Here is a 22,867-nt window from a genome sequence, read left to right as displayed (position 1 = left end):
GATATTATGAATAGACGGAATATCCTTATTGGCGCACTGCTTTTCCCGTGTCTTATCTACGCACAGAAACCTGCGGAGAAAGCAGACTCCACCACTCAGGAAGACCTATCCTTAGTGGGAGTGGTCGACGCGAGTGTCTTCGACGCTGATGGAGAGGACGGCTCCAACGATGCCTCACAGGACATCAACACGACAGTACTCACCGCGCACGACATCTACCTCAATACCGCGGCTTACCAGCTCTCGCCCATGCGCTTCCGCAACAGAGGCTACAGCAACATCTATGAAGAGACATACATCAATGGTATGCCGTTCAACGATCAGCTCCGAGGCGTGTTCAACTACGCTTCAATCGGTGCGATGAATATCCTGACGCGCTATGGAGACCAGACAAACAACGCTATGCCTGGTGCGTTCACCTTCGGAACTATCGGTGGTGCGAATAACATTCTGATGCGCGCTGGCGACTTTGGTCGAGGTGGCCAAGCTACAGCTTCATTCACCAATCGCAACTACTACTGGCGCGGCATGGCACAGCTATCCACCGGCATGATGAACAACGGCTGGGCTGTGACAGGACTCATCGGCGGACGCTATTCGGGCGAAGGAAACATACAAGGAACTTTCTATCGCAACATTGCCTATGCGCTGCTCATCGAGAAGCAGTTGGCCGGCGGTCGTCACCGTTTCAACTTCACCACAATGGGTTCGCCCGTGGTTCGTGGCCAGCAAAGCGGTTCTCTGCAAGAGGTGTACGACCTCACAGGTAACAACCTCTACAACGCAAACTGGGGCTACCAGAATGGAAAGAAGCGCAACGCGAAAGTCGTTAAGGCTTTCGATCCCACGGCCATACTTAGCTACGAAGGTAAGCTATCCGACAAACTCACACTCAATACTGGCTTGAGCTTCCACTTTGGGAAGTACGGCAACACAGCCCTCAACTGGTTTGACGGAGCCGATCCTCGCCCCGACTATTACCGCTATCTTCCTTCTTACTTTGCCGCTAATGGCAACACAGAAGCAGCAGCGTACTACGAGCAACTATGGAGAAGCGGCGACACAAGCTTTACGCAGGTGAATTGGGACCACATGATTGCGGCCAACCGCCAGAACGTGATGAACGGAGACGGACAGGCCATTTATTTAGTGAATGAGCACCGCAGCGACCTTTATGAGACCACGCTCAACGCTACGCTCACTGCTCAGCTCACTAAGCACAACAAACTGACGGCGGGCTTGCTCGGTCGAAACACCGTGAGCCACCAGTTTGTGAAAGTGGACGACTTGCTCGGTGCAAACTATGTGCTCGACATTGATAAGTACTCCGACACAGATTATCCAGGTGATAACGACCAACGTCAGAAGGACCTCCGCCACCCGAATCGTCGTGTTTACGAAGGCGGTATTATCGACTACGACTTCAAACTTCATGTCAACAGCCTTCGCGGTTGGATCAACAATCAGTATTCAAAAGGCCATTGGGATGCTTATTATGGCGTTCAGCTGACTTATACGGATTTCTTCCGCGACGGTAAGATGCAGAACGGCCACCATGCTAACAATTCCTACGGCGTAGGTGCTCGTCACAACTTTACTGATATTATGCTGAAAGGTGGTCTGACTTACAAACTCAACGGACGTCACCTCTTCCAGGTCAATACAATGTACGGAACCATTGCTCCTCTGGCCAACGACGCTTATATCTCTGCTCGCTACAGCGATGAAACGCCACAAGGTCTCAAGAGTAGCCGTATCTTCCATATTGATGCCAGCTATCTTTTCTCAACGTCGAAAGTACAGGGCCGTATTAGCGTGTTCAACACAAGCTTCTTCGACCTGACAGAACGCTCCACTTACTACTACGATGGGGTTACGATGGTCAACCAAGTACTGACGGGCGTCCACAAAGTACACCGCGGCGTAGAAGCAGCAGCTTCTTACAAGCTCGACGACCATTGGACGCTGAGTGCAGCAGGAACTGTTTCTCAGTACTACTATGCTAACAATCCAGAAGGCCAGTTCTCCACCGACAACGGTAAGAGCCTTTCCGACTACGCCGTATCTGAGACCGAAAAGGTCTATATGCGCCACGTCATGGTGGGAGGTGTTCCTCAGTTGGCAGGAACTATCGGTGCACGCTACTTCATCAATTATTGGTTCCTCGGCGCAAACATCAATATGTTTGGGCGCAACTTTATCAGCGCAAGCCCCGCGCGCCGCGTTTCCTCTCGTTACAATGGTAACTCGCAGGCAAATACGCCCGCAGTGACGCCTAACAATCAATACTATGATGCCTACCGCCAATTCACACATCAGGAGATGTTCGACGGTGGCTGTACTGTAGATCTCTCTATCGGTAAGATGATTTATGTGGGTCGGTCTAAATCGATCAACGTGAACCTCTCGTTCAACAACATCTTCAACAAGAAAGACGTGAAGACTGGTGGATTCGAGCAGGGACGTATCAACCTGACGAAACCCTCCCTCTTCGCCAACAAGTACTTCTACATGCAAGGCTTCAACTGCTTCTTCAACGTGAGCTACAAGTTCTAAATCAGTAACAACAATAAAACAACAAAAGAATATGAAACTTATTAGCAAACTTTTGTGCCTCTCGGCAATGCTCTTCGCCTTTGCGTCCTGCGACAAAGACTATGAGCTCCCCCCTCTCTCTGAGCCGACATACACTCTGCCCGCTGACGCTAAGACCGTCACTATTGCAGAATTGCGCACCCTTACGAAGGCTGCCACCAAAGACGCTCCCGTGACCATCACAGATAGTCTCTGGCTGAAAGCCCGCGTGAGCGCGGACGACCGTTCAGGCAACGTCTACAAGCAGATCCTGCTGCAGGACGAAACGGGCGGCATCAGCTTCCTCGTAGACCAAAGTAGCGTTTACACAGACTATGCTGCCGGACAGGAAGTATATGTATCGCTCAAGGGCCTTTGCGTAAGCGTTTACGGCGATGAGCAGCAAATCGGTCATCCCTCAGGCTATCTCTATCGCACGCCTTATGAAGCCTTCAAGAAGCACGTCTTCAAGAATGGCTGGGCCGATGAAAGCCTCATCAACATCAAGGATTTCTCTGATTTCTCCAAACTCTCCGATAACGCCGAAGCAAACAAGTTCACGCTTGTTCGTCTGACGGGCGTACACTTCGCAGATGGCGGTAAACTCAACTATGCTGAGGCCAGCGGCTACGGCTCTCGCAACCTCGTAGATGCCAAGGGCAACACCATCGTTGTGCGCACATCCAACTTCGCCGACTTTGCAGCCACGAAGCTCCCCGTTGGAACAGGCACTGTTGTAGCTATCTTGGGCCGCTTCAACGGTGCATGGCAGCTCACAATTAGCAACATCAAGGACGTTTATGGCTTTGATGGTGTTCAACCCAGCACCACTCCAGGCACGGGCGGCACTACTGGCGGCGGCGGTACTACACAGCCGGCTGGCACAGAGACAACAGCGTTCACCGAGACCTTTGCACAGAGCCAAGGCCAGTTCACAATCGAGGACAAGGTTACAGACCCTGCCGTTAGCAATGTTTGGCAGTGGAGCGACAAGTATGGCATGAAAGCTACTGCCTATATCAGCGGCAACAACCATGCTGTAGAGAGCTGGCTTATCTCTCCTGTCATCGACTTGACGGGCTACCAGAACGCAAAACTTACTTTCGATCACGCAGGCAAGTATTTCGGCACTGTTGCTGACGAAGCTATGGTAATGGTGAAAGGAACGAGCGGTGCTTGGACGAAAGTTGCCATCGACCAATATCCCTCTGGTTGGGACTACATCACAGCCACCGCAGATCTCACGGCATATAAAGGTCAGAAGATTCAGGTTGCCTTTGCTTACAAGAGCACAGCTACTAAAGCCGGTACATGGGAGCTGAAGAATGTAAAAGTTTCTGGTGCGAAATAATCAATAATGCTTACAGCTCCTCAGTTCGTCCCACGCGGCACGACTGAGGAGCTTAACACTCTATAGTTTATGACACGGAAAATTCTGTTCATACTCCTCGCCCTCTTCACGGCAACGAGCATCACGGCACAGAAGCGCTACGGTATCTACTCCGTTGCCTTCTACAACCTTGAGAACCTCTTCGACACAGAGGACGATCCCAACAATCCAGGCGATAACGATTTTCTGCCAACAGGGCCCTATCAGTGGACACCTGAGAAATATCAGCAGAAGCTCCACAACATCGCCAAGGTCATCGGAGAGATGGCGCGCGAGCACTGCCCCGGAGGCCCCGCCCTCATAGGGGTGGCCGAGGTGGAGAACACACGCGTTCTCGAAGACCTTTGTAACACCGAGCCGGTGAAGGCTATGGGACTGAAAGTGGTGCATTATGAAAGTCCCGACCATCGAGGTATTGACACGGGCCTCCTTTACAATCCTCGCTTGTTCCGTCTCACAGGCAGCAATGCCCATCACACAATGCGCGAAGGCCGTGTGAGCCACACGCGCGATATTCTGGAAGTGGACGGCATCTTAGCTGGCGAACCCGTAAGTATTCTTGTCAACCACTGGCCCTCAAAATATGGTGGAGCAGCTGTATCTGTGCCGCTCCGCGCCAATTCTGCTCGCCAAACTCTGGCCGTTGCCGACAGCATTCGCAAGGCGAATCCGATGGCAAAAGTTATCGTAGTGGGCGACCTCAACGACAACCCCAACGACAAGAGCTGTGCGGAGGTTTTTGGAGCGAAGCGCACGCAGAAAGAAACGCCTACTGACGGTTATTTCAATGCTACTTGGCCGCTCTTCGATAAAGGTATTGGTACACTCTGCTATCAAGATGTTTGGGGCCTCTACGACCAGCAAATCATTTCGGGCAACTTCCTCGGAAAAGACTACTCCTCACTGAAGTTCTGGAAGGCACAAGTGTTCAACCCCTCCTATATGATTACGCCCACAGGTAAGAAGAAGGGTTATCCGCTACGTTCGTTCGACGGCTCCCGCTGGCAGAATGGTTTTGCGGACCACTTCCCCACCATTACCTACTACATGAAGGAGCTCAAATAAGAGACTTCCTCCTGAAGATTAAAAGCACCCGCCAACGTGGGTGCTTTTTTGTTGGGTGGAAAGCTTCCGCAGACCAAGGGGAAGCCCCTTCCATCTCCCCCATGAGGGGGAGTGCTCGGCTGCCACTTGAGATTCTTGAGAGGCTTTATTGGAGCTCGGAAGAGTCCGACGGGTCGGACCAGTCCGATAAGCAGATCTCTCAACAGAATCTCGGACTTGTCCGACCAGTCCGACTTGTCCGAGAACACCTAAAACCTCCTGAAAAATTGACAGGAGCTTTTCTTCTAAAAGATGGAGAAATTCTTTGGGTTGTGCTTTCTGCCAAAATCTCTGCGGTATTTTTTCTCTTTCGAGAAAGGAAAATCAGTCGAAATCCTGCGGAAAGTGAATCTTTCGAGGGATTTTCTCACTTTTTTGGTCTATTTCGATGAATTTTCTCCCTATCCTCTTCGTTAGTCTCCTTATTGTGTCGGCGGACGCAATAAGGATGTCAGCCGACAGCCTTATTGTGCTGACAAATACAATAAGGAAAACCGCGCACAGGAAGGGAATCTTTTTCGCTCTCTCCATTGAACGCGCAGTTTCGAGCCATTCTCAGAGGCGGAAAATAAGAATTGTATTGACAAAGAACAAAGAAAGCGACCAGCCAGAAGCAGAAGGTGCTCGATGGCTGGTCGCTACGCGTGGTACCCCCACTGAGAATCGAACTCAGATCTAATCTTTAGGAGAGATTTGTTCTATCCATTGAACTATGAAGGCAGAGCTTTTGTGTTTCGAGCGCGAAGTTAAGGAATTTCAATTATAATATTTGTCGTAATGCTTTTTTTTTCTTTTCTTTGCCCCCGCAAAAATCATATTATAAACCATCTAAACACATTTACAGTATGTCAACTCTGACACTTGTCATTGTTATCACTTTCGTACTGGGCTATCTCGGCATCGCCCTCGAAAGCTCGCTCAAAGTGAATAAGGCAGCCCTCGCACTCCTCATGTGTGTGCTCTGCTGGACACTCTTCTCTCTCGCTCCCGAAACGTTTATCAGTGGTTTCCACGGGCTCGACTTCTTGAAAGAAGCAGGCAGCGCCACGGCAGCTATGGGCAACCTGCTGAAAGAACATCTTGGCGAAACGAGCGAAACGCTCTTTTTCTTGATGGGTGCTATGACCATTGTGGAAATCGTTGATACCAACGGCGGTTTCAACTTTGTGCGCGACACGCTCAGTACGCGTTCTAAACACAAACTACTCTGGCGCATCGCTCTGATGACTTTTGTGCTGAGTGCCATACTCGACAATCTGACCACGAGCATTGTAATGGTGATGGTATTACGCAAACTGGTCAACGATCCAAAGGACCGTTTGATTTACGCTTCGCTCATCATCATTGCAGCCAATTCGGGTGGCGCCTTCTCCCCTATCGGCGATGTCACCACTATCATGCTCTGGGTGGGCAACTACATCACCACAGCTGGTGTTATGAAGGAAATCTTCATCTGCTCACTCACTTCGATGGTTGTCCCTGCTCTCATCTTGCAGTTCCGCTTGAAAGGCGAATTGGCGCCTGCTGAATATGCCACAGAAGGCGACACGCTCGATTTCAGCCATACAGAGCGCAAGATTGTGTTCTTCTTGGGTGTGGGCGGACTTATGTTTGTTCCCGTGTTCCGCTATCTGACAGATTTGCCTCCCTATATGGGTATTTTCCTCGTACTGAGCTTGCTATGGTTCACAACAGAGATGTTCTACCGCTCTAAGCACCACATCGAAGACAACATGAAGAAACGCGTGACCAAATTGCTCACAAAAATCGACTTCGCCACAATCCTTTTCTTCCTCGGTATCTTGATGGCCGTTAGCTGCTTGCAAGAAGTGGGCGTCTTAACGGGCTTGGGACAGTGGCTCAACGACGCGAGTGGCAACAACCACTACTTGGTGACGGGCGTTATCGGCGTGATCAGTTCGATTGTCGACAACGTGCCTCTCGTGGCTGGCTGTATGCACATGTACCCCATCGCGCCAACTGGAGATATGGCGGTGGACGGCATCTTCTGGCAACTTCTGGCCTACTGCGCTGGCGTGGGTGGTTCGATGCTCATCATCGGGTCGGCAGCAGGCGTAGTGGTGATGGGATTAGAGAAAATCAGCTTTGGCTGGTATCTGAAGAACATCACCTGGATTGCCTTCGTGGGCTACCTTGCTGGTATCCTCGAATACTGGGTGGAGCGCACCTTCATCTTTGTGAACTAACACAAACACAACAACGTTATGAAAAAAAGTTTCTTTTCGCTCGTTCTGCTCCTTTTGATGGCAGCAGCACCCGCCAAGGCCGGTATCGAATTTGGTGTGCTGACAGGCATGAACATGAGTAAGGTAAACTTCCATAACTTCAACAAGAACTTCGATTCGGCCAATCGCTATGGTTGGTTCTTCGGTCCGAAGATCAACTTCTGCCAGTTGGGCTTCGGCGGCGATGCAGCTGTTGTTTATAGTCAGCTTCGCATGAACTTGGACGATAACTACAGCAAAACTTTCTGCTCGATCGAGATTCCAATAAATGCCCGCTACACCGTTGGTTTAGGCCATCTGGCCAGCATTTATGTGGCTTCAGGTCCTCAGCTTGGCTTTAATGTTGGCGGCAAAGAATGGAATTGGAAAAGCTTTACTACGCCCGAGAACAACGTGCTGAGTAGCACATTCACCCGCAAGAATATGAACGTGAGCTGGAACTTTGGTGCAGGCGTGAAAGTCTTCAAACATCTCGAAGCAGGCCTCAACTACAACCTCATGTTGTCCAGATATGCCAACCCTATCAAGGAGATAACGGGGCAAAACGTTAATGCTTCAGACTATCATTTCCACACCAACACAATCTCTTTTCGCGTGGCCTATCTCTTTTGATAATAATAACGCCGGCTCGGAGAATTGCCATCACCGCTCGCAGTGGTAGTAAAGCTCCGCGCCTCTTATATGAAAAAAAATATGATACGAGTAAACTGTTTCTTCAAGGCTAATGAGGGAAAATACAACGATGCCCTCGAAGCCGCTATTGCTCTTGTTGCCGCATCGCAACAAGATGAAGGCGTAGTGTCTTACGACTGTTTCGAAAGTGCCACACGTGGCGAAATCTTTCTGATTTGTGAAACATGGAAAGACAAAGCTGCTCTCGAAGCCCATATGCAAACTCCTCACTTCAAGGAATATGTGGGTCAGCTGGAGGCAGCTGGTATGCTGAAAATCGAACAATTCGAATTCTAAGTACTGCCGAGCCAGCAACCAGCAGGTTGCAGTGGCCAGCCAGTATAAACAAAGAAGAGCGCGCGTCCATTGTGGCGTTCGCTCTCTTTTTTATACAATCTCACGTCCCAAGGCTGTACACTCGCAGCTCTATAAAGTAGACTTTTATCATAAAAAAAGCAAAAGCTTTGCATATCATTATCTTATTCACTACTTTTGCCGCACAATTTTTAAACAATCATAGATATGAAAAAGATTTTAGTATTTTGTCTCATGGTACTCTCTACCATGACAGTCTTTGCTCAAACCGCAACTAAAGTAGAAGATCTGAAACAAAAGCAAAAGGTATTAGCACTGACAGCTAAACTGAATAAAATGCAGATCGATTATGCGAAAGAACAAGCTCGTTATGCTGACATCAGCAATAAAGCTAACACTATCAACAGTTCAGCAAACACCATGACAACCGACTTTAATACTTCAAATGCTTCAAGCACCGTTAAAGATGCCAAGAAGGTTGTTAAGGTTCTCAAAGAAACAAAAGCAATCAATAAGAAGCTCGCTAAGAGCCAAAAGACTTTGCAGAAAATGGAAAAGAAGATTGCAAAGATGAAGGCTCGTCTGGAAAAAATGAATAAGAAAATACGTTTTGTAAATCAGTAAGATTTTCTTCAAGAACTATTAAAAGGGAGGCCAGAACAGAGCTGCTGCGCAGCATGTGGGCCTCCCTTTCTCTTTTCTCTATGGGATGTAACGACCGCTTAATATAAGCCCCTCGGAGAAAAGTGATGGATAAAAGCAGAACCAGCCTACACAAAAACAGACGCTACAATACCTATCGTTAAGTACTGTAGCGTCTGTCTTTAGATGTAAACGCAGCAATTTAGAAATCCTGCCTATCAGAAATCAAGAGCGCACTACGGTTTCAATTTCATCAGCCGCAACTTCCTCAGTTCCTCTCTTGACATCGCCTTCGTAGGTCACAAAATAGAATCCCTTGCTCGGAGTCCACTCCATACAAAAGAGCTCAGCAGGACTCTCAAAGCCGTTGTTTTTTATGTTACGAATCACCCATGCACGAGTCTTACCGCACTGACCAAGAGTATGCTCCACGATTTCGCCGTTATTAACAAGCAGATGAGAGAGATCGGTCTTGCTGGGAGAACTAACAGTGACAGCACCATTGGTCTCAAACAAAACGTTCTCCACATCAAACATCGAGAAAACTCCCTTCTGACGGAGCATCAAACGGAATTGTTCCATCTCAAGACTGTTGCGCTTGAATGTTTTGAAATTTATAATGCCGTCCTTCACTAAGTATACACTTTCACCCTTGATAAGGTGACGTAGGCGAGCAGAGCGCATAGCAAATCGTACAAGCATATTGAATACTGTCCAGACCACCAAAGCAAAGAGAATGTGCCATAAGGTCATGTCAGGATTGTAGAGCACACCGCCGACAAGCGCACCTATCACAAATGCGCTCACAGTATCAAGCGGCGTGACTTGTGCCATCTGCGCCTTGCCCGTTATGCGCAAAAACGCCAAAATGCCAATCATACCCGTGATTAGTTTCAGAGCAATTCCAATGTAGGGTTCGATAAATTCTATCATAGGTTCTATTCTAAAAATTGATATTTATTTTGCGGCGCAAAAATACCTTAAAGAACGGAGATACACAAAAGAGACAGGGACAAACGCGCTTATAGGAGGAAAGAAAAGAGAAAAGGAATAGGACAACATCTTGGACGTTTTGTTCACTACATATAGTGGCAAAGATGGTCAAAACTGCACTAAGACAAGCAACGGACCATACTTGTTGGCACTTTAATTGTATCTTTGCAGCGAAAAAATAAGAAACGATTATGGCAAACCCTATGAGCGCGATGCCGCCCGCTACTAAAAACTTGCTCATCATCAATTGTATCGTTCTGCTGGCGCAGACGGTGCTTCAACAGGCAGGAATTGTCGATCTCTCCAATTGGTTCGGCCTTCATTTTGTGCTGGCTGATAATTTCTACCTTTGGCAGCCTCTCACTTATATGTTCCTCCACGGCGGACTGAGCCACCTTTTCTTCAATATGTTTGCACTCTGGATGTTTGGTGGCATTATCGAACGCACCATTGGCACCCGCCGATTCCTCACCTACTACTTCGTGTGCGGTCTTGGAGCGGCTTTGAGCCAAGAAGTGTGGCAGCTGGCGCAGTATTTCATTGAGGGAATGCAAAATCATCACTTTGTAGAGGTCGGCGGAACACTCATACCCATGGGACAACTACTGAACGCGTGGACCACCATTGGTGCATCGGGTGCAATCTATGGCATACTGCTCGCCTTCGGCTATCTCTACCCCAACGAACGTATCATGCTGCTCATCCCGCCTATCCCGCTCAAGGCCAAGTACCTCGTGATGGGTTACATTGTCATAGAAGCTCTCTCGCTCGGTATGTCCGACAATATCGCACACTTTGCGCATCTCGGCGGAATGCTATTCGGCTGGTTGCTACTCCTATACTGGCGCAAGCAGAGCAACCGTACGAGCAATTTTAGAGGCTGGGACAATTACACGCCTGCCAAACCTACGCTTTGGCAACGTCTGAAGAAACGATTCGGGAAACAACCGGACATACATATTAGTGGTGGGCGAGCGTTCAACAGTCATACATCTGACTACGACTACAACCTACGAAAAAAACAACAAGAGGCAGAAATCGACCGCATTCTTGATAAAATCAATCGGTCGGGGTATGATAGTCTGACACGCGAAGAAAAAGATTTCCTCTTCCGTAATTCTCAATCGTAATAACTCCCATGGCCAGAAAGACACAAAAAGGAAAAGAAACGGGCACCTTTGCTAAAATCATCATCGGTGCTTCATGGACGAGCGTACTCTTATTGTGGGCATGCTCAGCCTCGGTCATGGTCAACCCTACTCACTTTCGGCTACTCAGCATTCTTGGACTTGCCTTTCCCTTTCTGCTGGGTGGCACGCTTTTCATGGCTTTCCTTTCGCTGATTTTCACGCCGCGCCAACTCTGGATTACGCTCTTGGGGTTGCTCGTCTGTATTGTGCCCATCCGCACCTACTGCCCGTTCAACCTCAGCTCCCCTGCACCTAAGGGTAGCCTAAAGGTGATCTCTTACAACACCGCTGGCTGGGGCGGCGCAACAAACGACACCATCAACGGAATAACTGGCAACCGCATCGCTCACTATCTGGCCAACGAAAATCCTGATATTGTCTGTGTGCAAGAAGGCTTTGCACGTGAAGAACATTATCAAAACTATATCTACCCTATTTTTCGCGAACAACGCTACCATCAAGAGGATACTTTCAACGATAGTAAGCTCGTCTTGTTCAGCAAATATCCGATTGTCCGCAGCAAGCGCATCTGCCAAATAGGCAACAACGGAACAATGGCCTACTGGCTCAAACTATCGGATAAGGACACGCTCCTCGTCATCAATAACCACTTGCGCAGCATGGGCCTCACGCAGGACGACAGGAACGAGTTCCACAACAGCGTGCGAGGGCCAAGTGAGAACAACAATGAGAAAGCCGTCCGCACCATCATATCTAAGATTAGTCGGGCCAGCATCGGGCGAGCAGCCATGGTGGACACAATCACGGCTTTCATAGCGCAGCAGAAAGGCCAGAGCATGATTGTTTGCGGCGACTTCAATGATAGCCCCATTTCTAATACTTACTACCGAATGAGCAAAGGCTTACGCGATGCCTATGTGCGCACTGGCAACGGATTGGGACGGTCTTTCAACCGCGATGCCATTATTGTGCGCATCGACTATCTTTTCTGTTCCGACGATTGGCGGCCTTTCTCCGCTTACATAGACAACCGAGTCAATTTTTCAGACCACTACCCCATCATTGGCTACTTCAAACGAGAGCGTTGAGCCTACATGATGGGGCTTTTCTTTGAGCCTTTGTCGTAAAAAACAAAGCTATTTATCCCCACATTTATAGAAAAGTCTTCCTTAAATACTTGAAGAAACACATTTCCATAGGAATAGAATAAAAATAATTAGGTACTTTTGTCGCTATAAACCTCAAATTTCCTAGAATAATTTATGAAGAAATGTCTCTCTTTGCTTTTGCTGACAATAGCAGGACTCCTCAACACGCTACAAGCGCAGGTGTCGTTCAGCGTGTCGCAGAAGCGTGTTTCCCCAACAGAGATAGACGTCACTTTCAAGGCTAAAATAGCCAAAGGGTGGCATGTCTACAGTACTAATATCCCTGACGGCGGCCCAACGGCGGCTCGCTTTGGTGTGGACAAGGCGGATGGTGCTGAGCCGCTTGGCGCTCTCAAGCCAGGGCCTGGTGTGAAGAGTATGCACGATGATGTTTTCGAGATGCAACTATCCTTCTTTGAAAACACAGCCACATTCACGCAGCGCATCAAACTAACAAAAAAGGACTACAAACTAAAGGCCTACTTGGAGTGGGGCGCATGTAACGATCAGAATTGCCTGCCGCCTTCCACAACAGAGGTTACTGTCAGTGGCTCTGACGGCCCTACCGGTGAGGCAGCCAAAGCGGCGGCAGCCGAAATGGCTCATAAGACTGAACCGGATCCAACAATGCGCACCGCAGGATGGGCCCCCCCCACAATCGATACAACTGCATTGGCCAATGCCATAGACACGGCTGCAGTTCCCACCACAGTGGCCCCTGCCGACTCCTCAGATATTGCTCAATGGTATCAGTCTTCTATCGACCAACTCAAGCACTGGGGCGAAGACGGCGGCACGCACAACCGCACACTGTGGTACATCTTCCTCATGGGCTTTGTTGGCGGACTCATCACCATCCTCACGCCCTGTGTTTGGCCTATCATTCCGATGACCGTCAGCTTCTTCCTCCACCGCAACGACGACCGGCGGAAAGCTATCCGCGATGCCATCATCTACGGCATAAGCATCGTGGTCATCTACGTATCTCTGGGCCTCATCGTCACCTCTCTGTCGAGTGCCAACACCTTGAACGATTTGAGCACAAACGCTGTGTTCAATATCTTCCTATTCCTCTTGCTCGTTGTCTTTGCTGCCAGTTTCTTGGGAGGCTTCGAAATCACGCTGCCCTCCAGTTGGAACAACAAGGTGAACGCTCGAGCCAGCAGCGCATCAGGTTTCATGGGACTTTTCTTAATGGCGTTCACACTCACCCTGGTGAGCTTCTCCTGCACAGGCCCTATCATCGGCTTCCTGCTGGTTGAAGTGTCCACTGCGGGCGGTTCAATCCTCAACCCCACTATCGGAATGTTGGGTTTTGCCATTGCTCTGGCTCTTCCCTTTACGCTCTTTGCGCTCTTCCCCACCATGCTGAAGAAAGCCCCAAAGAGTGGTGGCTGGATGAACGTGGTGAAGGTGGTTCTGGGCTTCATCGAACTGGCTTTCGCCTTGAAGTTCCTCAGCGTGGCCGATTTGGCTTACGGTTGGCATATTCTGGACCGCGAAACCTTCCTTGCCCTGTGGATTGCCATCTTTGGTCTCTTGGGCGCCTACCTCTTCGGCTGGATTAAGTTCCCCAGCGACGACGACGATACCCACACCAGCGTACCGCGCTTCTTCTTAGGCCTCGGCAGCTTGGCTTTCGCCATCTATATGATTCCAGGACTCTGGGGCGCGCCCTGCAAAGCTATCAGCGCCTTTGCTCCGCCGATGTACACGCAGGACTTCAATCTCGACCAAGTCAAGGTGGAAGCAAAATTCCGCGACTACGAGGAAGGAATGGCCTATGCCAAGAAGGCAGGAAAACCGGTTCTGCTCGACTTCACAGGCTTCGGCTGCGTGAACTGCCGCAAGATGGAGCTGGCCGTGTGGCATGATGCCAAGGTGCGCGATATTATGAACAAAGACTATGTGCTCATCTCGCTCTATGTGGACGATAAGACGCGCTTGCCCGAGAATATCGAAGTGAAGCAGGCAGACGGCACCACCAAGATTCTCCGCACTGTGGGCGACAAATGGAGCTACTTGGAGAGCACCAAGTTCGGTGCGCAGACCCAGCCGTTCTATGTACCTGTCGACAACGAAGGAAAGGCGCTCAACCACAGCTTCTCTTACAAAGAGGACATCCCTGGCTACGTTAAATTCCTCGAAGAAGGCCTCAAGCACTACCGCGAGAAGAAATAAGTAAGATTAAGCTTATCTTTCATATTCCCCACGTGCCTCACAGCGCGTGGGGATTTTTGTTGAGAAAAGATAGAGCCCAGCCCAAGAGGAATAAGCCCCCTCCATCTCCCCCATAAGGGGGAGTGCTCAGCTTGGGTTCTCAGACTGGTCGGATTAGTCGGACTTGTCGGACCAGTCTGACCCGTCCGAGAGCCCATGCTGATTCGTGCTCCTTCGCTTCTTTCGTGAATATTCGTGGGCTAAAAACATCAATAGAATTCTTATTTTTCTCCTCCCACGAAGCCCACAAATCCACGCACGAAAGGGAGAGGGCGAACATTTCCGCCTTCCTGCGCGTGGACTTCCTTATTGCGTCAGCCAGCACAATAAGGCTGTCGGCCGACAGCATAAGGAAGCCAGCTGACACAATAAGGAAAATGACGAAGAGGATAAGGAAGATTTTCATCAAAAGCAGCCAAAAAAATACGAAAATCCCTCAAAATCTCCACTTTCCGCAAGATTTCGCCCGATTTTACCCTCCTGCAAAATCAAAAATGCCGCAAAGATTTTGGCAGAAAGCGAAGAGGAGAGCTTTTCTCAATTTTTCAGAAGAAGGCCTATTGTCAATTTTGGGGGAAGTTTTTAGAAGTCATCGGACAAGTCGGACTGGTCGGACCAGTCGGAAAGGTTGTTAAAAGAGCTGCTTATCGGCCCAGCAAGACTCATCGTCCCCGTCCGACCTGTCAGACTTGTCCAACCAGTCAGAAAGTGGCAGCCGAGCACTCCCCCTTATGGGGGAGATGGAGGGGGCTTTTCCTTGTACAGATTTCACAGTTTTTTCCTATTTTTGTCAGCAGAAACAAAAACCACACAATATGAAAATGCTCCATTCTCTCCTCATTGCCGGACTGCTCTGCACCACGGCGGCATCGGCACAACGCTCGGAAACATTGCTCAAAACCCACTGGCAGTTCCACAGAGGGGAGGCACTGGGCGCAGAAGCCACAGGATACAACAGCAAAGCGTGGCAAGCCGTGAGCATCCCCCACGACTGGGCCATCACAGGGCCTTTCTCCCGCAACAACGACTTGCAGCGCGTGGCTGTTACGCAGAATGGCGAGACGGAAGCTTCAGAAAAGACAGGACGCACGGGCGGATTGCCGTATGCGGGAGTAGGATGGTACAGAACAACTTTCGCGGCCGACACCACAGGATGCACCACGCTGCTCTTCGATGGGGCTATGAGCGAGGCTCAAATATTTGTGAACGGACAGAAAGCGGCTTTCTGGCCTTACGGCTACAACAGTTTCTTCGTCGACATTACGCCCTATCTGAATCCTAACGGCCAAGCCAACGTTTTGGCTGTCCGATTGGAGAACCGCCCACAGTCGGCGCGCTGGTATCCTGGTGCAGGACTTTACCGCAATGTCCGACTCATCCACACAAACCGCATCCATGTGCCTGTATGGGGCACACAGGTGCTCACGCCGCACGTGGCAGCCGACTACGCCTCTGTAGAGCTTCGCCTCAATGTGGAAGGAGGGGAGGGAAAGCCCTTGCGCGTGGAGACCACTATCCTCGACAATGACAACCATATCGTACTCACACGCGAGAACACACAAACCACGATGCACGGCCAGCCTTTCGTGCAGCATTTCACGATAGAACACCCGCGCCTATGGTCGCCCGAAACACCGCAGCAATACCGCGCCGTGAGCCGCATCTATACGGCCGACGGACAATTACAAGATACTTACACGACGCGCTTTGGTATCCGTTCCTTAGAGTTTGTGCCCGATAAAGGGTTCTTTCTCAACGGTCAGCACCGTAAGTTTCAGGGAGTTTGCAACCATCACGACTTAGGACCACTCGGTGCGGCCGTCAACCGAAGTGCACTCATCCATCAGCTTCGCCTACTCAAGGACATGGGTTGCGATGCTATCCGCACGAGCCACAATATGCCCGCGCCCGAACTCGTAGAGCTGTGCGACTCGCTGGGCTTCATGATGATGATTGAACCCTTCGACGAGTGGGACGTAGCAAAGTGCGAAAACGGCTACCACCGTTTCTTCGCCGATTGGGCTGAGAAAGACATCGTCAACATGGTGCGTCACTATCGCAACAACCCGAGCGTTGTACTCTGGAGCATTGGTAACGAAGTGCCCACGCAGTGTTCGCCCAACGGATATGCCGTGGCGCGCCGCCTGCAAGATATTTGCCACCGCGAAGATCCCACGCGCAAAGTGACTTGCGGCATGGATCAGTGGGACTGTGTACTGACAAATGGGTTTGCGGCTATGATAGACATCCCTGGGTATAACTATCGCGCCCATCGCTATCAAGAAGGCTACGAGGGTCTGCCGCAAGGCTATGTCCTCGGTTCGGAAACGGCATCAACGGTCAGTTCGCGCGGTGTTTATAAGTTTCCTGTTGTCAAAGCGGATGGGAAGATGTATCCCGACAAGCAATCCAGTTCGTACGACTTAGAGGCCTGCTGGTGGTCGAACATACCCGACTGGGATTTTGCCAACGCCGACGACCAGCCCTGGACTTTGGGGCAATTTGTCTGGACGGGCTTCGATTATCTGGGTGAGCCTACGCCCTACGACACCAATGCTTGGCCATCGCATAGTTCCTACTTCGGCATCATCGATCTGGCTTCGCTGCCCAAGGATCGCTATTATCTCTATCGGAGCGTTTGGAATAAGCAGGCGTCCACGCTGCACGTTCTGCCGCATTGGACGTGGCCGGGACGAGAGGGGCAGACTACGCCCGTGTTTGTTTATACGAATTATCCCGAGGCCGAACTTTTCGTGAATGGGAAAAGTCAGGGACGTCTGCGCAAGGCTGATGCACCGAAATCTGCACCGCGCCGCACTCAGCCCGAGGACTACAAGGATGTGGAGAAACGCTACCGCCTGATGTGGAACGAGGTTGTCTACGAACCCGGCGAACTTCGTGTGGTGGCCTATAATGATAGGGGAGAGCAGGTGGCAGAAAAGGTGGTGCGCACAGCAGGTAAGCCCCACCATCTGGAACTTGTGCGTGCCGACAATGAAGCCCTCCGTGCCAATGCAGAAGATGTGGCTTATTATACAGTACGTGCCGTTGATAAGGACGGTAATCTCTGTCCCGCCGATAACCGACTGGTACGTTTCAAAGTTTCTGGCAACGCACATTTCAAAGCCACGGCCAACGGCGACCCCACTTGTCTCGACGCGTTCCAAGAACCGCAGATGCACCTCTTTAGCGGAATGTGTACCGTGATTGTTCAAACCACCAACAAAGCTGGTGCGTTCACCCTCGAAGCCGCAGCCGCTGGTTTGCAGCCCGCTCGTGCCATGGGAAAAAGCCAATAAGCACAACCGCCGTTGGAGGGATTTCGCAACGTGCTTCCAGCAGGTTGCTATCCCTCCCTACTTGTTCTACTATCGTCCTTATAATTCAAAAAAACTTCTTTATAATTCAATCTCTTTTATCTATAATTCTGACAAAATCGCCTTTTTCCTCCCTCCTTTTTCTCCCACCTACTCATCAACATAACCCTCTTTTTATCAGCCAGAAATATCAAAATTGCACAGAAATAGGAAAAAATGTGCAACAAAACAGCAGTTTTCAGCTGAAAAGTTTGGGTATATCCATAAATGTCTCTATTTTTGCAACCTACAAAAACAGAAAAATCATATTAACAACAAATTAATCATTTACAATCATGTCTGAAATCTCTGATAAAGTAAAGGCAATTATCGTTGACAAACTGAGCGTTGACGAGGCAGAAGTACAAGACGGAGCAAGCTTCGCAAACGACCTGGGCGCAGATTCACTCGATACTGTAGAGCTCATTATGGAATTTGAGAAGCAGTTCGGTATCACTATCCCCGACGACCAGTCTGAAAAAATCAGCACTGTTGGCGATGCAATCGCTTATATCGAAGAGCATACAAAATAATATTTGTATCCATAGTTCCGATACCGACGTTTAACGTTTTCAGAAACGCGCTCCTCAATGGGTGCGTGTTTCTCCTGACGTTAAACGTTGCGCTTTATTAACAGATTAGCTCTCATAAAATGGAATTACACAGAGTTGTAGTGACAGGTATGGGTGCCCTCACGCCGGTAGGTAACACCGCTCCCGAAACATGGGAGAACATCAAGAACGGCGTTAGTGGCGCAGCTCCTATTACTCATTTTGACGCAGAGAAGTTCAAGACTCACTTTGCGTGCGAAGTAAAGAATTTCAAGGTTGCGGACTTTATCGACCGCAAGCAGGCTCGTAAGATGGATCTCTACGAACAGTACGCACTCGTAGCTGCACAAGAAGCCATCAAAGACTCTGGTTTGGACCTCGACACGGTGGACAAAAACGAGATTGGCGTTATCTTAGGCGTCGGTATCGGTGGTATCCACACGTTTGAAGAAGAGGCAGGCTACTACGCACTGCATGAAGCTGAGGGCCCGAAGTTCAACCCGTTCTTCATCCCTAAGATGATTGCCGACATCGCTGCCGGACAAATCTCTATCAACTACGGCTTCCGCGGCCCGAACTACACAACGACGAGCGCCTGCGCCAGCGCAACCAACGCCTTGGCTGACGCGTTCAACCTCTTGCGTTTGGGCAAAGCCAACGCTATTGTAACAGGCGGTGCAGAAGCTGGAGTCTGGCCTTGCGGCCTTGGAGGCTTCAACGCCATGCACGCGCTCTCCACTCGCAACGATGACCCCGAGCACGCAAGCCGTCCGTTCTCTAAGAGCCGCGACGGATTCGTCATGGGAGAGGGTGCAGGTATCCTCGTGCTGGAGACGCTCGACCACGCCTTGGCTCGCGGCGCACACATCTACTGCGAAGTGGCCGGTGTTGGCATGAGTGCTGACGCACACCATATTACGGCCTCTCACCCCGAGGGTCTTGGCGCAAAACTTGTTATGCAGCGCGCACTGAAAGATGCTGAAATGCAGCCCGAAGATATTGATTATATCAACGTACACGGTACTTCTACTCCCGTGGGCGATATCTCCGAAGCAAAAGCAATTAAGGACGTATTCGGCGACGCAGCTTACAAACTCAACATTAGCTCAACGAAATCGATGACGGGCCACCTTCTGGGTGCTGCCGGAGGTATTGAAGCACTCTTCTGCGTGCTCTCAGTGGTCAACGACATTGTTCCGCCAACGATCAATCATGAAGATGGCGATGAAGATCCCGAGATCGACTATTCGCTGAACTTCACTTTCAACAAGGCGCAACAACGCGAAGTACGCGCAGCTCTGAGCAACACGTTCGGATTTGGTGGACACAACGCGTGCGTCATTATGAAGAAGTACAAGTAAACAAAGCTACGAGGGACGAGGCACAAGACAGCGTTCAGTAGCTGGCACTTCGTGTCCCGTCCCTTGTCTTTAACGTTGCATATCTCCTACATCGTCATTCATACGAGGGGTATTGTGCTTCGCAGCTTGTACCTCGCAACTCGTAACTTAATAGAATGAACACGAATTTACTTGATAGGATGAAGCTCCTCTTCCGCAAGGACAAGGAGCTTTATTTTCAAATTTACGACATCTTAGGGTTCTATCCGCACAATATAGAGCTCTATCAGATTGCTTTAGCTCATCGCAGCAAGATGTATAAGAATCATTCCGGCCGCGCCGTCAATAACGAGCGACTGGAATACCTAGGCGATGCTGTGCTTGAGACCATCGTCAGCGACATTGTTTTCAAGAAATTTCCGCGCAGGCGAGAAGGTTTTCTGACCAATGTGCGTAGCAAGGTGGTACAGCGCTCCACGCTCAACCTGCTGGCGGAGAAGATGGGACTTAGCAAACTCATCAGTCTCAATACGCGTCCCACAACGAAGCGCAATAACATTGGTGGAAATGCCTTTGAAGCCTTCATCGGGGCGGTATATCTCGACCGAGGCTTTAAGAAATGCTACGAATTTGTGGACAAGCGCATTCTGGGACAATACATTAATCTTGAAGCACTTTCGAAAAAGGAAGAAAACTTCAAGTCGCGCTTGTTAGAATGGAGCCAGAAGAATAAGCTACGTGCCGAGTTCAAACTGGAAAATACGGAAGGGGAGAACAGCAACTCTCCCGTGTTCAACACCGTCATAATCCTGGAAGGCAAAAAGGCAGGAAAGGGGCGTGGCTACTCTAAGAAAGAGAGTCAGCAGAACGCCGCACGCCAAGCACTCGAAACGCTCAACAAGGACACCAAGTTTAAGGATAGCATCTTTGCAGCGAAGGAAAGCCGCACCGCCATGGAGGCGCAGGAATTTGCTGCCCTTCCACCCACTGAAGTATCTCCTTTGCTTCCCGACAAAACCGCAAAAAAGTAAGGCTACAATAAGCCGCATCATAACTACAAACGCCCGACCTGTAGAGGTTGGGCGTTTTTCTGTGAGGACAAGCTCTCAAAGAAGCTGCATCCTCAATATATCGAAGCGAAAAGCTTTAGAGGCCGAGTTTCTTCAAACCCTTGTTCACCTCTTCTGAAGTCTTTGCTTTGGCTTTCTCTGCCGATTCTTTCACTGCCTTTTCGGCTTTCTCAGCACCTTTTTTCACTTCTTCTTTCGCCTTATTGGTTGCTGTTTCTTTTGCAGCATCCACAGCTTTATTAGCCACCGTGCTTGCAGCTTCCTGAGCTTCCTGGGTAGCAGTCTTTGTCACCTTCTCCATAGCACCATCAGAAGTTGTAGCAACATTGGTAATTCCGTTCAGAGTTTCATAGAGATTTGTAGCAACATCCACTTTAGCTGCAGCAGCATCCTTCGAAAGGCTCACTTCCGCCTTTGTGAGGGCTTCTTTTACCGCTGCGTCGGTATTGATATAGTTCTGAACTACCTTCGCATACTTTGCAGCGGCTTCCTTGTCACCATTAGCCAAATATTGCTGAAGCGTAGCCTGCACAGCAGTAACAGCTGCCTGCAACTTCTCGGGATCGTTCACACTCGCCTTTAACTGCTCCGTAACGCCCTGAGCCGCAGCGGCCACGGGATCATTCGTAGTATCAGCCACTACAGTTGTACTGTCAGAATCGTTTACTCCGCCTTTCTCTGTTTTGTTTCCGCCGCAAGAAGCGAAGCTAAAGGCAGCTACTGCTGCCAATGTAAATACAATCTTCTTCATACTTGTTTTTTCTTCTGTTATTATTACATTCGGCGACAAATGTAAAGAGTTCCAACAACAATATGTAAGCAAACGACCTCTTTTAACAAAACATTAGTATTTCTTATACTCTTGTGGCATCTTTGGCTTCTGGGAAACGAAAAATGCCAATGGTCACCCTGTATGACAGGACAACGCATTGGCACGGTATCTTAGTTTTCCGCTTTCTTAATCGCGGCGTTTAGGCGCTGGGGGAGGAGTATTGCCTTGTCCAAAGGAGGAGAGGCCGTTCTTTGCCAGGCCAGCAATCTCTTCGCGCATCTCTGTATCGCCCAAAAGGTTTTTGAGTCGGTAGTAGTCCATCGCGCCCATATTGCCATCGTTGAGGGCTTTGGCCAGAGCCAGTGGCACTTGTGCTTCTGCCCGAATCACTTCTGCGCGGGCTTCCTGCGCCTTGGCTTTCATTTCCTGCTCTGTGGCCACAGCCATAGCGCGACGCTCTTCCGCCTTGGCCTGAGCGATGTTCTTATCGGCATTGGCCTGATCCATTTGCAAAGTAGCACCGATGTTCTTACCCACATCGATGTCAGCAATATCAATGGAGAGAATCTCAAAGGCCGTACCAGCATCGAGGCCTTTGCGGAGCACGAGCTTCGAGATGCTATCGGGGTTCTCCAACACAGTTTCATGGCTCTCTGCCGAACCGATGCTCGACACGATACCTTCGCCCACGCGGGCCAAGATGGTTTCTTCGCCAGCACCACCCACGAGTTGCTGGATATTGGCGCGCACCGTGACACGAGCCTTGGCGATAAGCTGAATACCATTCTTTGCAACGGCAGCAACGGGCGGCGTATCAATCACCTTAGGATTTACACTGGTCTGCACAGCCTCGAAAACATCGCGACCTGCCAAGTCGATGGCGGTAGCCTTCTCAAAGGTGAGGTCTATATTGGCTTTATTGGCCGATACAAGGGCATGGACCACACGCTGCACGTGGCCACCAGTCATATAATGTGCCTCGAGTTTATCACGCGTAATATTCTGCAATCCTGCCTTGTGCGCCTCAATCATACTGGGCACAATAATACCTGGCGGGACGTTACGAATACGCATCAAAAAGAGCTGAATCAACGAGATATGTACGCCAGAAACTTTCGCGCTCAACCAGAGGAAGAAAGGCACGAAATAGAAAAAGATGCTTAGGGCAACGATGATGCCGAAAGTCATAAACACGGATACCATTTCCATAGTGTGATGTTTTTTATGTTTGGTGTTTGCTGCAAATATAAGGATTTTTTTTAGATGCAAGGAGAATGGGGAGGAAAAAGAGAAAAGGGAAAAGCCCCCTCCATCTCCCCCATA

General features: G+C 49.8%; 17 protein-coding genes and 1 tRNA gene. 14 read left to right on the top strand and 4 right to left on the bottom strand.

The features are described from left to right. The first annotated feature begins 6 nt into the window (after positions 1-6). From ABLA33_RS01320 to ABLA33_RS01310, 3 genes are all read left to right on the top strand, one after another. Positions 7-2,556 carry a TonB-dependent receptor gene (locus ABLA33_RS01320; protein WP_347718933.1) on the top strand — a complete coding sequence of 850 codons (2,550 nt, stop codon included), beginning with the start codon at positions 7-9 and terminating at the stop codon, positions 2,554-2,556. A gap of 31 nt (positions 2,557-2,587) precedes the next feature. Continuing rightward, complete coding sequence (locus ABLA33_RS01315; RefSeq protein WP_347718932.1) at positions 2,588-3,925, top strand: DUF5689 domain-containing protein; 1,338 nt, start codon at positions 2,588-2,590, stop codon at positions 3,923-3,925. A gap of 69 nt (positions 3,926-3,994) precedes the next feature. Next, positions 3,995-5,029 (top strand): endonuclease/exonuclease/phosphatase family protein, encoded by a 1,035-nt coding sequence (locus ABLA33_RS01310; RefSeq protein WP_311489818.1) that lies wholly within the window; start codon positions 3,995-3,997, stop codon positions 5,027-5,029. 684 nt (positions 5,030-5,713) lie between these two features. Here ABLA33_RS01310 and ABLA33_RS01305 read toward each other — a convergent pair. Next, positions 5,714-5,788: transfer RNA gene (locus ABLA33_RS01305), tRNA-Arg, on the bottom strand. Between the two features lie 125 nt (positions 5,789-5,913). Here ABLA33_RS01305 and nhaD point away from each other — a divergent pair. The 4 genes from nhaD (at position 5,914) to ABLA33_RS01285 (ending at position 8,925) form a co-directional block, all read left to right on the top strand. Then, positions 5,914-7,275 (top strand): sodium:proton antiporter NhaD, encoded by a 1,362-nt coding sequence (nhaD, locus tag ABLA33_RS01300; RefSeq protein WP_347718931.1) that lies wholly within the window; start codon positions 5,914-5,916, stop codon positions 7,273-7,275. Between the two features lie 18 nt (positions 7,276-7,293). Further along, positions 7,294-7,926: a porin family protein gene (locus tag ABLA33_RS01295; RefSeq protein WP_347718930.1), complete on the top strand. Its 633-nt coding sequence runs from the start codon at positions 7,294-7,296 to the stop codon at positions 7,924-7,926. A gap of 81 nt (positions 7,927-8,007) precedes the next feature. Continuing rightward, a complete protein-coding gene (locus ABLA33_RS01290; protein WP_311489815.1) occupies positions 8,008-8,283 on the top strand; it encodes a putative quinol monooxygenase in 276 nt (91 codons plus the stop codon). A gap of 225 nt (positions 8,284-8,508) precedes the next feature. After that, positions 8,509-8,925 (top strand): hypothetical protein, encoded by a 417-nt coding sequence (locus ABLA33_RS01285; RefSeq protein ID WP_347718929.1) that lies wholly within the window; start codon positions 8,509-8,511, stop codon positions 8,923-8,925. 243 nt (positions 8,926-9,168) lie between these two features. Here the strand turns inward: ABLA33_RS01285 and ABLA33_RS01280 are convergent, their stop codons facing one another. After that, a complete protein-coding gene (locus ABLA33_RS01280) occupies positions 9,169-9,876 on the bottom strand; it encodes a YetF domain-containing protein (protein ID WP_315090419.1) in 708 nt (235 codons plus the stop codon). A gap of 251 nt (positions 9,877-10,127) precedes the next feature. On the opposite strand from ABLA33_RS01280, the gene ABLA33_RS01275 reads away from it, so the two are divergent. The 7 genes from ABLA33_RS01275 (at position 10,128) to rnc (ending at position 20,733) form a co-directional block, all read left to right on the top strand. Continuing rightward, on the top strand, positions 10,128-11,066 hold the full coding sequence (locus ABLA33_RS01275; protein WP_347718928.1) for a rhomboid family intramembrane serine protease: 939 nt from the start codon (positions 10,128-10,130) through the stop codon (positions 11,064-11,066). 8 nt (positions 11,067-11,074) lie between these two features. Further along, positions 11,075-12,175, top strand: coding sequence for an endonuclease/exonuclease/phosphatase family protein (locus ABLA33_RS01270; protein ID WP_347718927.1), 1,101 nt, complete (start codon positions 11,075-11,077; stop codon positions 12,173-12,175). Positions 12,176-12,349: 174 nt separating this feature from the next. Next, positions 12,350-14,416 carry a cytochrome c biogenesis protein CcdA gene (locus ABLA33_RS01265; protein ID WP_347718926.1) on the top strand — a complete coding sequence of 689 codons (2,067 nt, stop codon included), beginning with the start codon at positions 12,350-12,352 and terminating at the stop codon, positions 14,414-14,416. An 854-nt stretch (positions 14,417-15,270) separates the two neighbouring features. Then, entirely contained in the window at positions 15,271-17,754 is a 2,484-nt protein-coding gene (locus ABLA33_RS01260; protein WP_347718925.1) for a DUF4982 domain-containing protein, read from the top strand. A 353-nt stretch (positions 17,755-18,107) separates the two neighbouring features. After that, entirely contained in the window at positions 18,108-18,344 is a 237-nt protein-coding gene (locus ABLA33_RS01255) for an acyl carrier protein (protein ID WP_009347569.1), read from the top strand. 119 nt (positions 18,345-18,463) lie between these two features. Then, positions 18,464-19,723, top strand: coding sequence for a beta-ketoacyl-ACP synthase II (gene fabF, locus ABLA33_RS01250; protein WP_311489807.1), 1,260 nt, complete (start codon positions 18,464-18,466; stop codon positions 19,721-19,723). Positions 19,724-19,878: 155 nt separating this feature from the next. After that, a complete protein-coding gene (gene rnc, locus ABLA33_RS01245) occupies positions 19,879-20,733 on the top strand; it encodes a ribonuclease III (RefSeq protein WP_311489806.1) in 855 nt (284 codons plus the stop codon). 115 nt (positions 20,734-20,848) lie between these two features. Here the strand turns inward: rnc and ABLA33_RS01240 are convergent, their stop codons facing one another. Beyond that, a complete protein-coding gene (locus ABLA33_RS01240; protein ID WP_347718924.1) occupies positions 20,849-21,523 on the bottom strand; it encodes a hypothetical protein in 675 nt (224 codons plus the stop codon). Positions 21,524-21,730: 207 nt separating this feature from the next. Further along, on the bottom strand, positions 21,731-22,753 hold the full coding sequence (floA, locus tag ABLA33_RS01235; RefSeq protein ID WP_311489804.1) for a flotillin-like protein FloA: 1,023 nt from the start codon (positions 22,751-22,753) through the stop codon (positions 21,731-21,733). Between the last annotated feature and the right edge of the window lie 114 nt (positions 22,754-22,867).

Source organism: uncultured Alloprevotella sp. (genome assembly GCF_963536905.1).
Lineage (GTDB): Bacteria > Bacteroidota > Bacteroidia > Bacteroidales > Bacteroidaceae > Alloprevotella.
This window is presented reverse-complemented; position numbering and strand designations above follow the sequence as displayed.

What these genes read in the sequence shown, in the direction of transcription:
- ABLA33_RS01320 (WP_347718933.1), top strand. Translation starts at nt 7, where the DNA reads ATGAATAGACGGAATATCCTTATTGGCGCACTGCTTTTCCCGTGTCTT.
- ABLA33_RS01315 (WP_347718932.1), top strand. Translation starts at nt 2,588, where the DNA reads ATGAAACTTATTAGCAAACTTTTGTGCCTCTCGGCAATGCTCTTCGCC.
- ABLA33_RS01310 (WP_311489818.1), top strand. Translation starts at nt 3,995, where the DNA reads ATGACACGGAAAATTCTGTTCATACTCCTCGCCCTCTTCACGGCAACG.
- nhaD (WP_347718931.1), top strand. Translation starts at nt 5,914, where the DNA reads ATGTCAACTCTGACACTTGTCATTGTTATCACTTTCGTACTGGGCTAT.
- ABLA33_RS01295 (WP_347718930.1), top strand. Translation starts at nt 7,294, where the DNA reads ATGAAAAAAAGTTTCTTTTCGCTCGTTCTGCTCCTTTTGATGGCAGCA.
- ABLA33_RS01290 (WP_311489815.1), top strand. Translation starts at nt 8,008, where the DNA reads ATGATACGAGTAAACTGTTTCTTCAAGGCTAATGAGGGAAAATACAAC.
- ABLA33_RS01285 (WP_347718929.1), top strand. Translation starts at nt 8,509, where the DNA reads ATGAAAAAGATTTTAGTATTTTGTCTCATGGTACTCTCTACCATGACA.
- ABLA33_RS01280 (WP_315090419.1), bottom strand. Translation starts at nt 9,876, where the DNA reads ATGATAGAATTTATCGAACCCTACATTGGAATTGCTCTGAAACTAATC.
- ABLA33_RS01275 (WP_347718928.1), top strand. Translation starts at nt 10,128, where the DNA reads ATGGCAAACCCTATGAGCGCGATGCCGCCCGCTACTAAAAACTTGCTC.
- ABLA33_RS01270 (WP_347718927.1), top strand. Translation starts at nt 11,075, where the DNA reads ATGGCCAGAAAGACACAAAAAGGAAAAGAAACGGGCACCTTTGCTAAA.
- ABLA33_RS01265 (WP_347718926.1), top strand. Translation starts at nt 12,350, where the DNA reads ATGAAGAAATGTCTCTCTTTGCTTTTGCTGACAATAGCAGGACTCCTC.
- ABLA33_RS01260 (WP_347718925.1), top strand. Translation starts at nt 15,271, where the DNA reads ATGAAAATGCTCCATTCTCTCCTCATTGCCGGACTGCTCTGCACCACG.
- ABLA33_RS01255 (WP_009347569.1), top strand. Translation starts at nt 18,108, where the DNA reads ATGTCTGAAATCTCTGATAAAGTAAAGGCAATTATCGTTGACAAACTG.
- fabF (WP_311489807.1), top strand. Translation starts at nt 18,464, where the DNA reads ATGGAATTACACAGAGTTGTAGTGACAGGTATGGGTGCCCTCACGCCG.
- rnc (WP_311489806.1), top strand. Translation starts at nt 19,879, where the DNA reads ATGAACACGAATTTACTTGATAGGATGAAGCTCCTCTTCCGCAAGGAC.
- ABLA33_RS01240 (WP_347718924.1), bottom strand. Translation starts at nt 21,523, where the DNA reads ATGAAGAAGATTGTATTTACATTGGCAGCAGTAGCTGCCTTTAGCTTC.
- floA (WP_311489804.1), bottom strand. Translation starts at nt 22,753, where the DNA reads ATGGAAATGGTATCCGTGTTTATGACTTTCGGCATCATCGTTGCCCTA.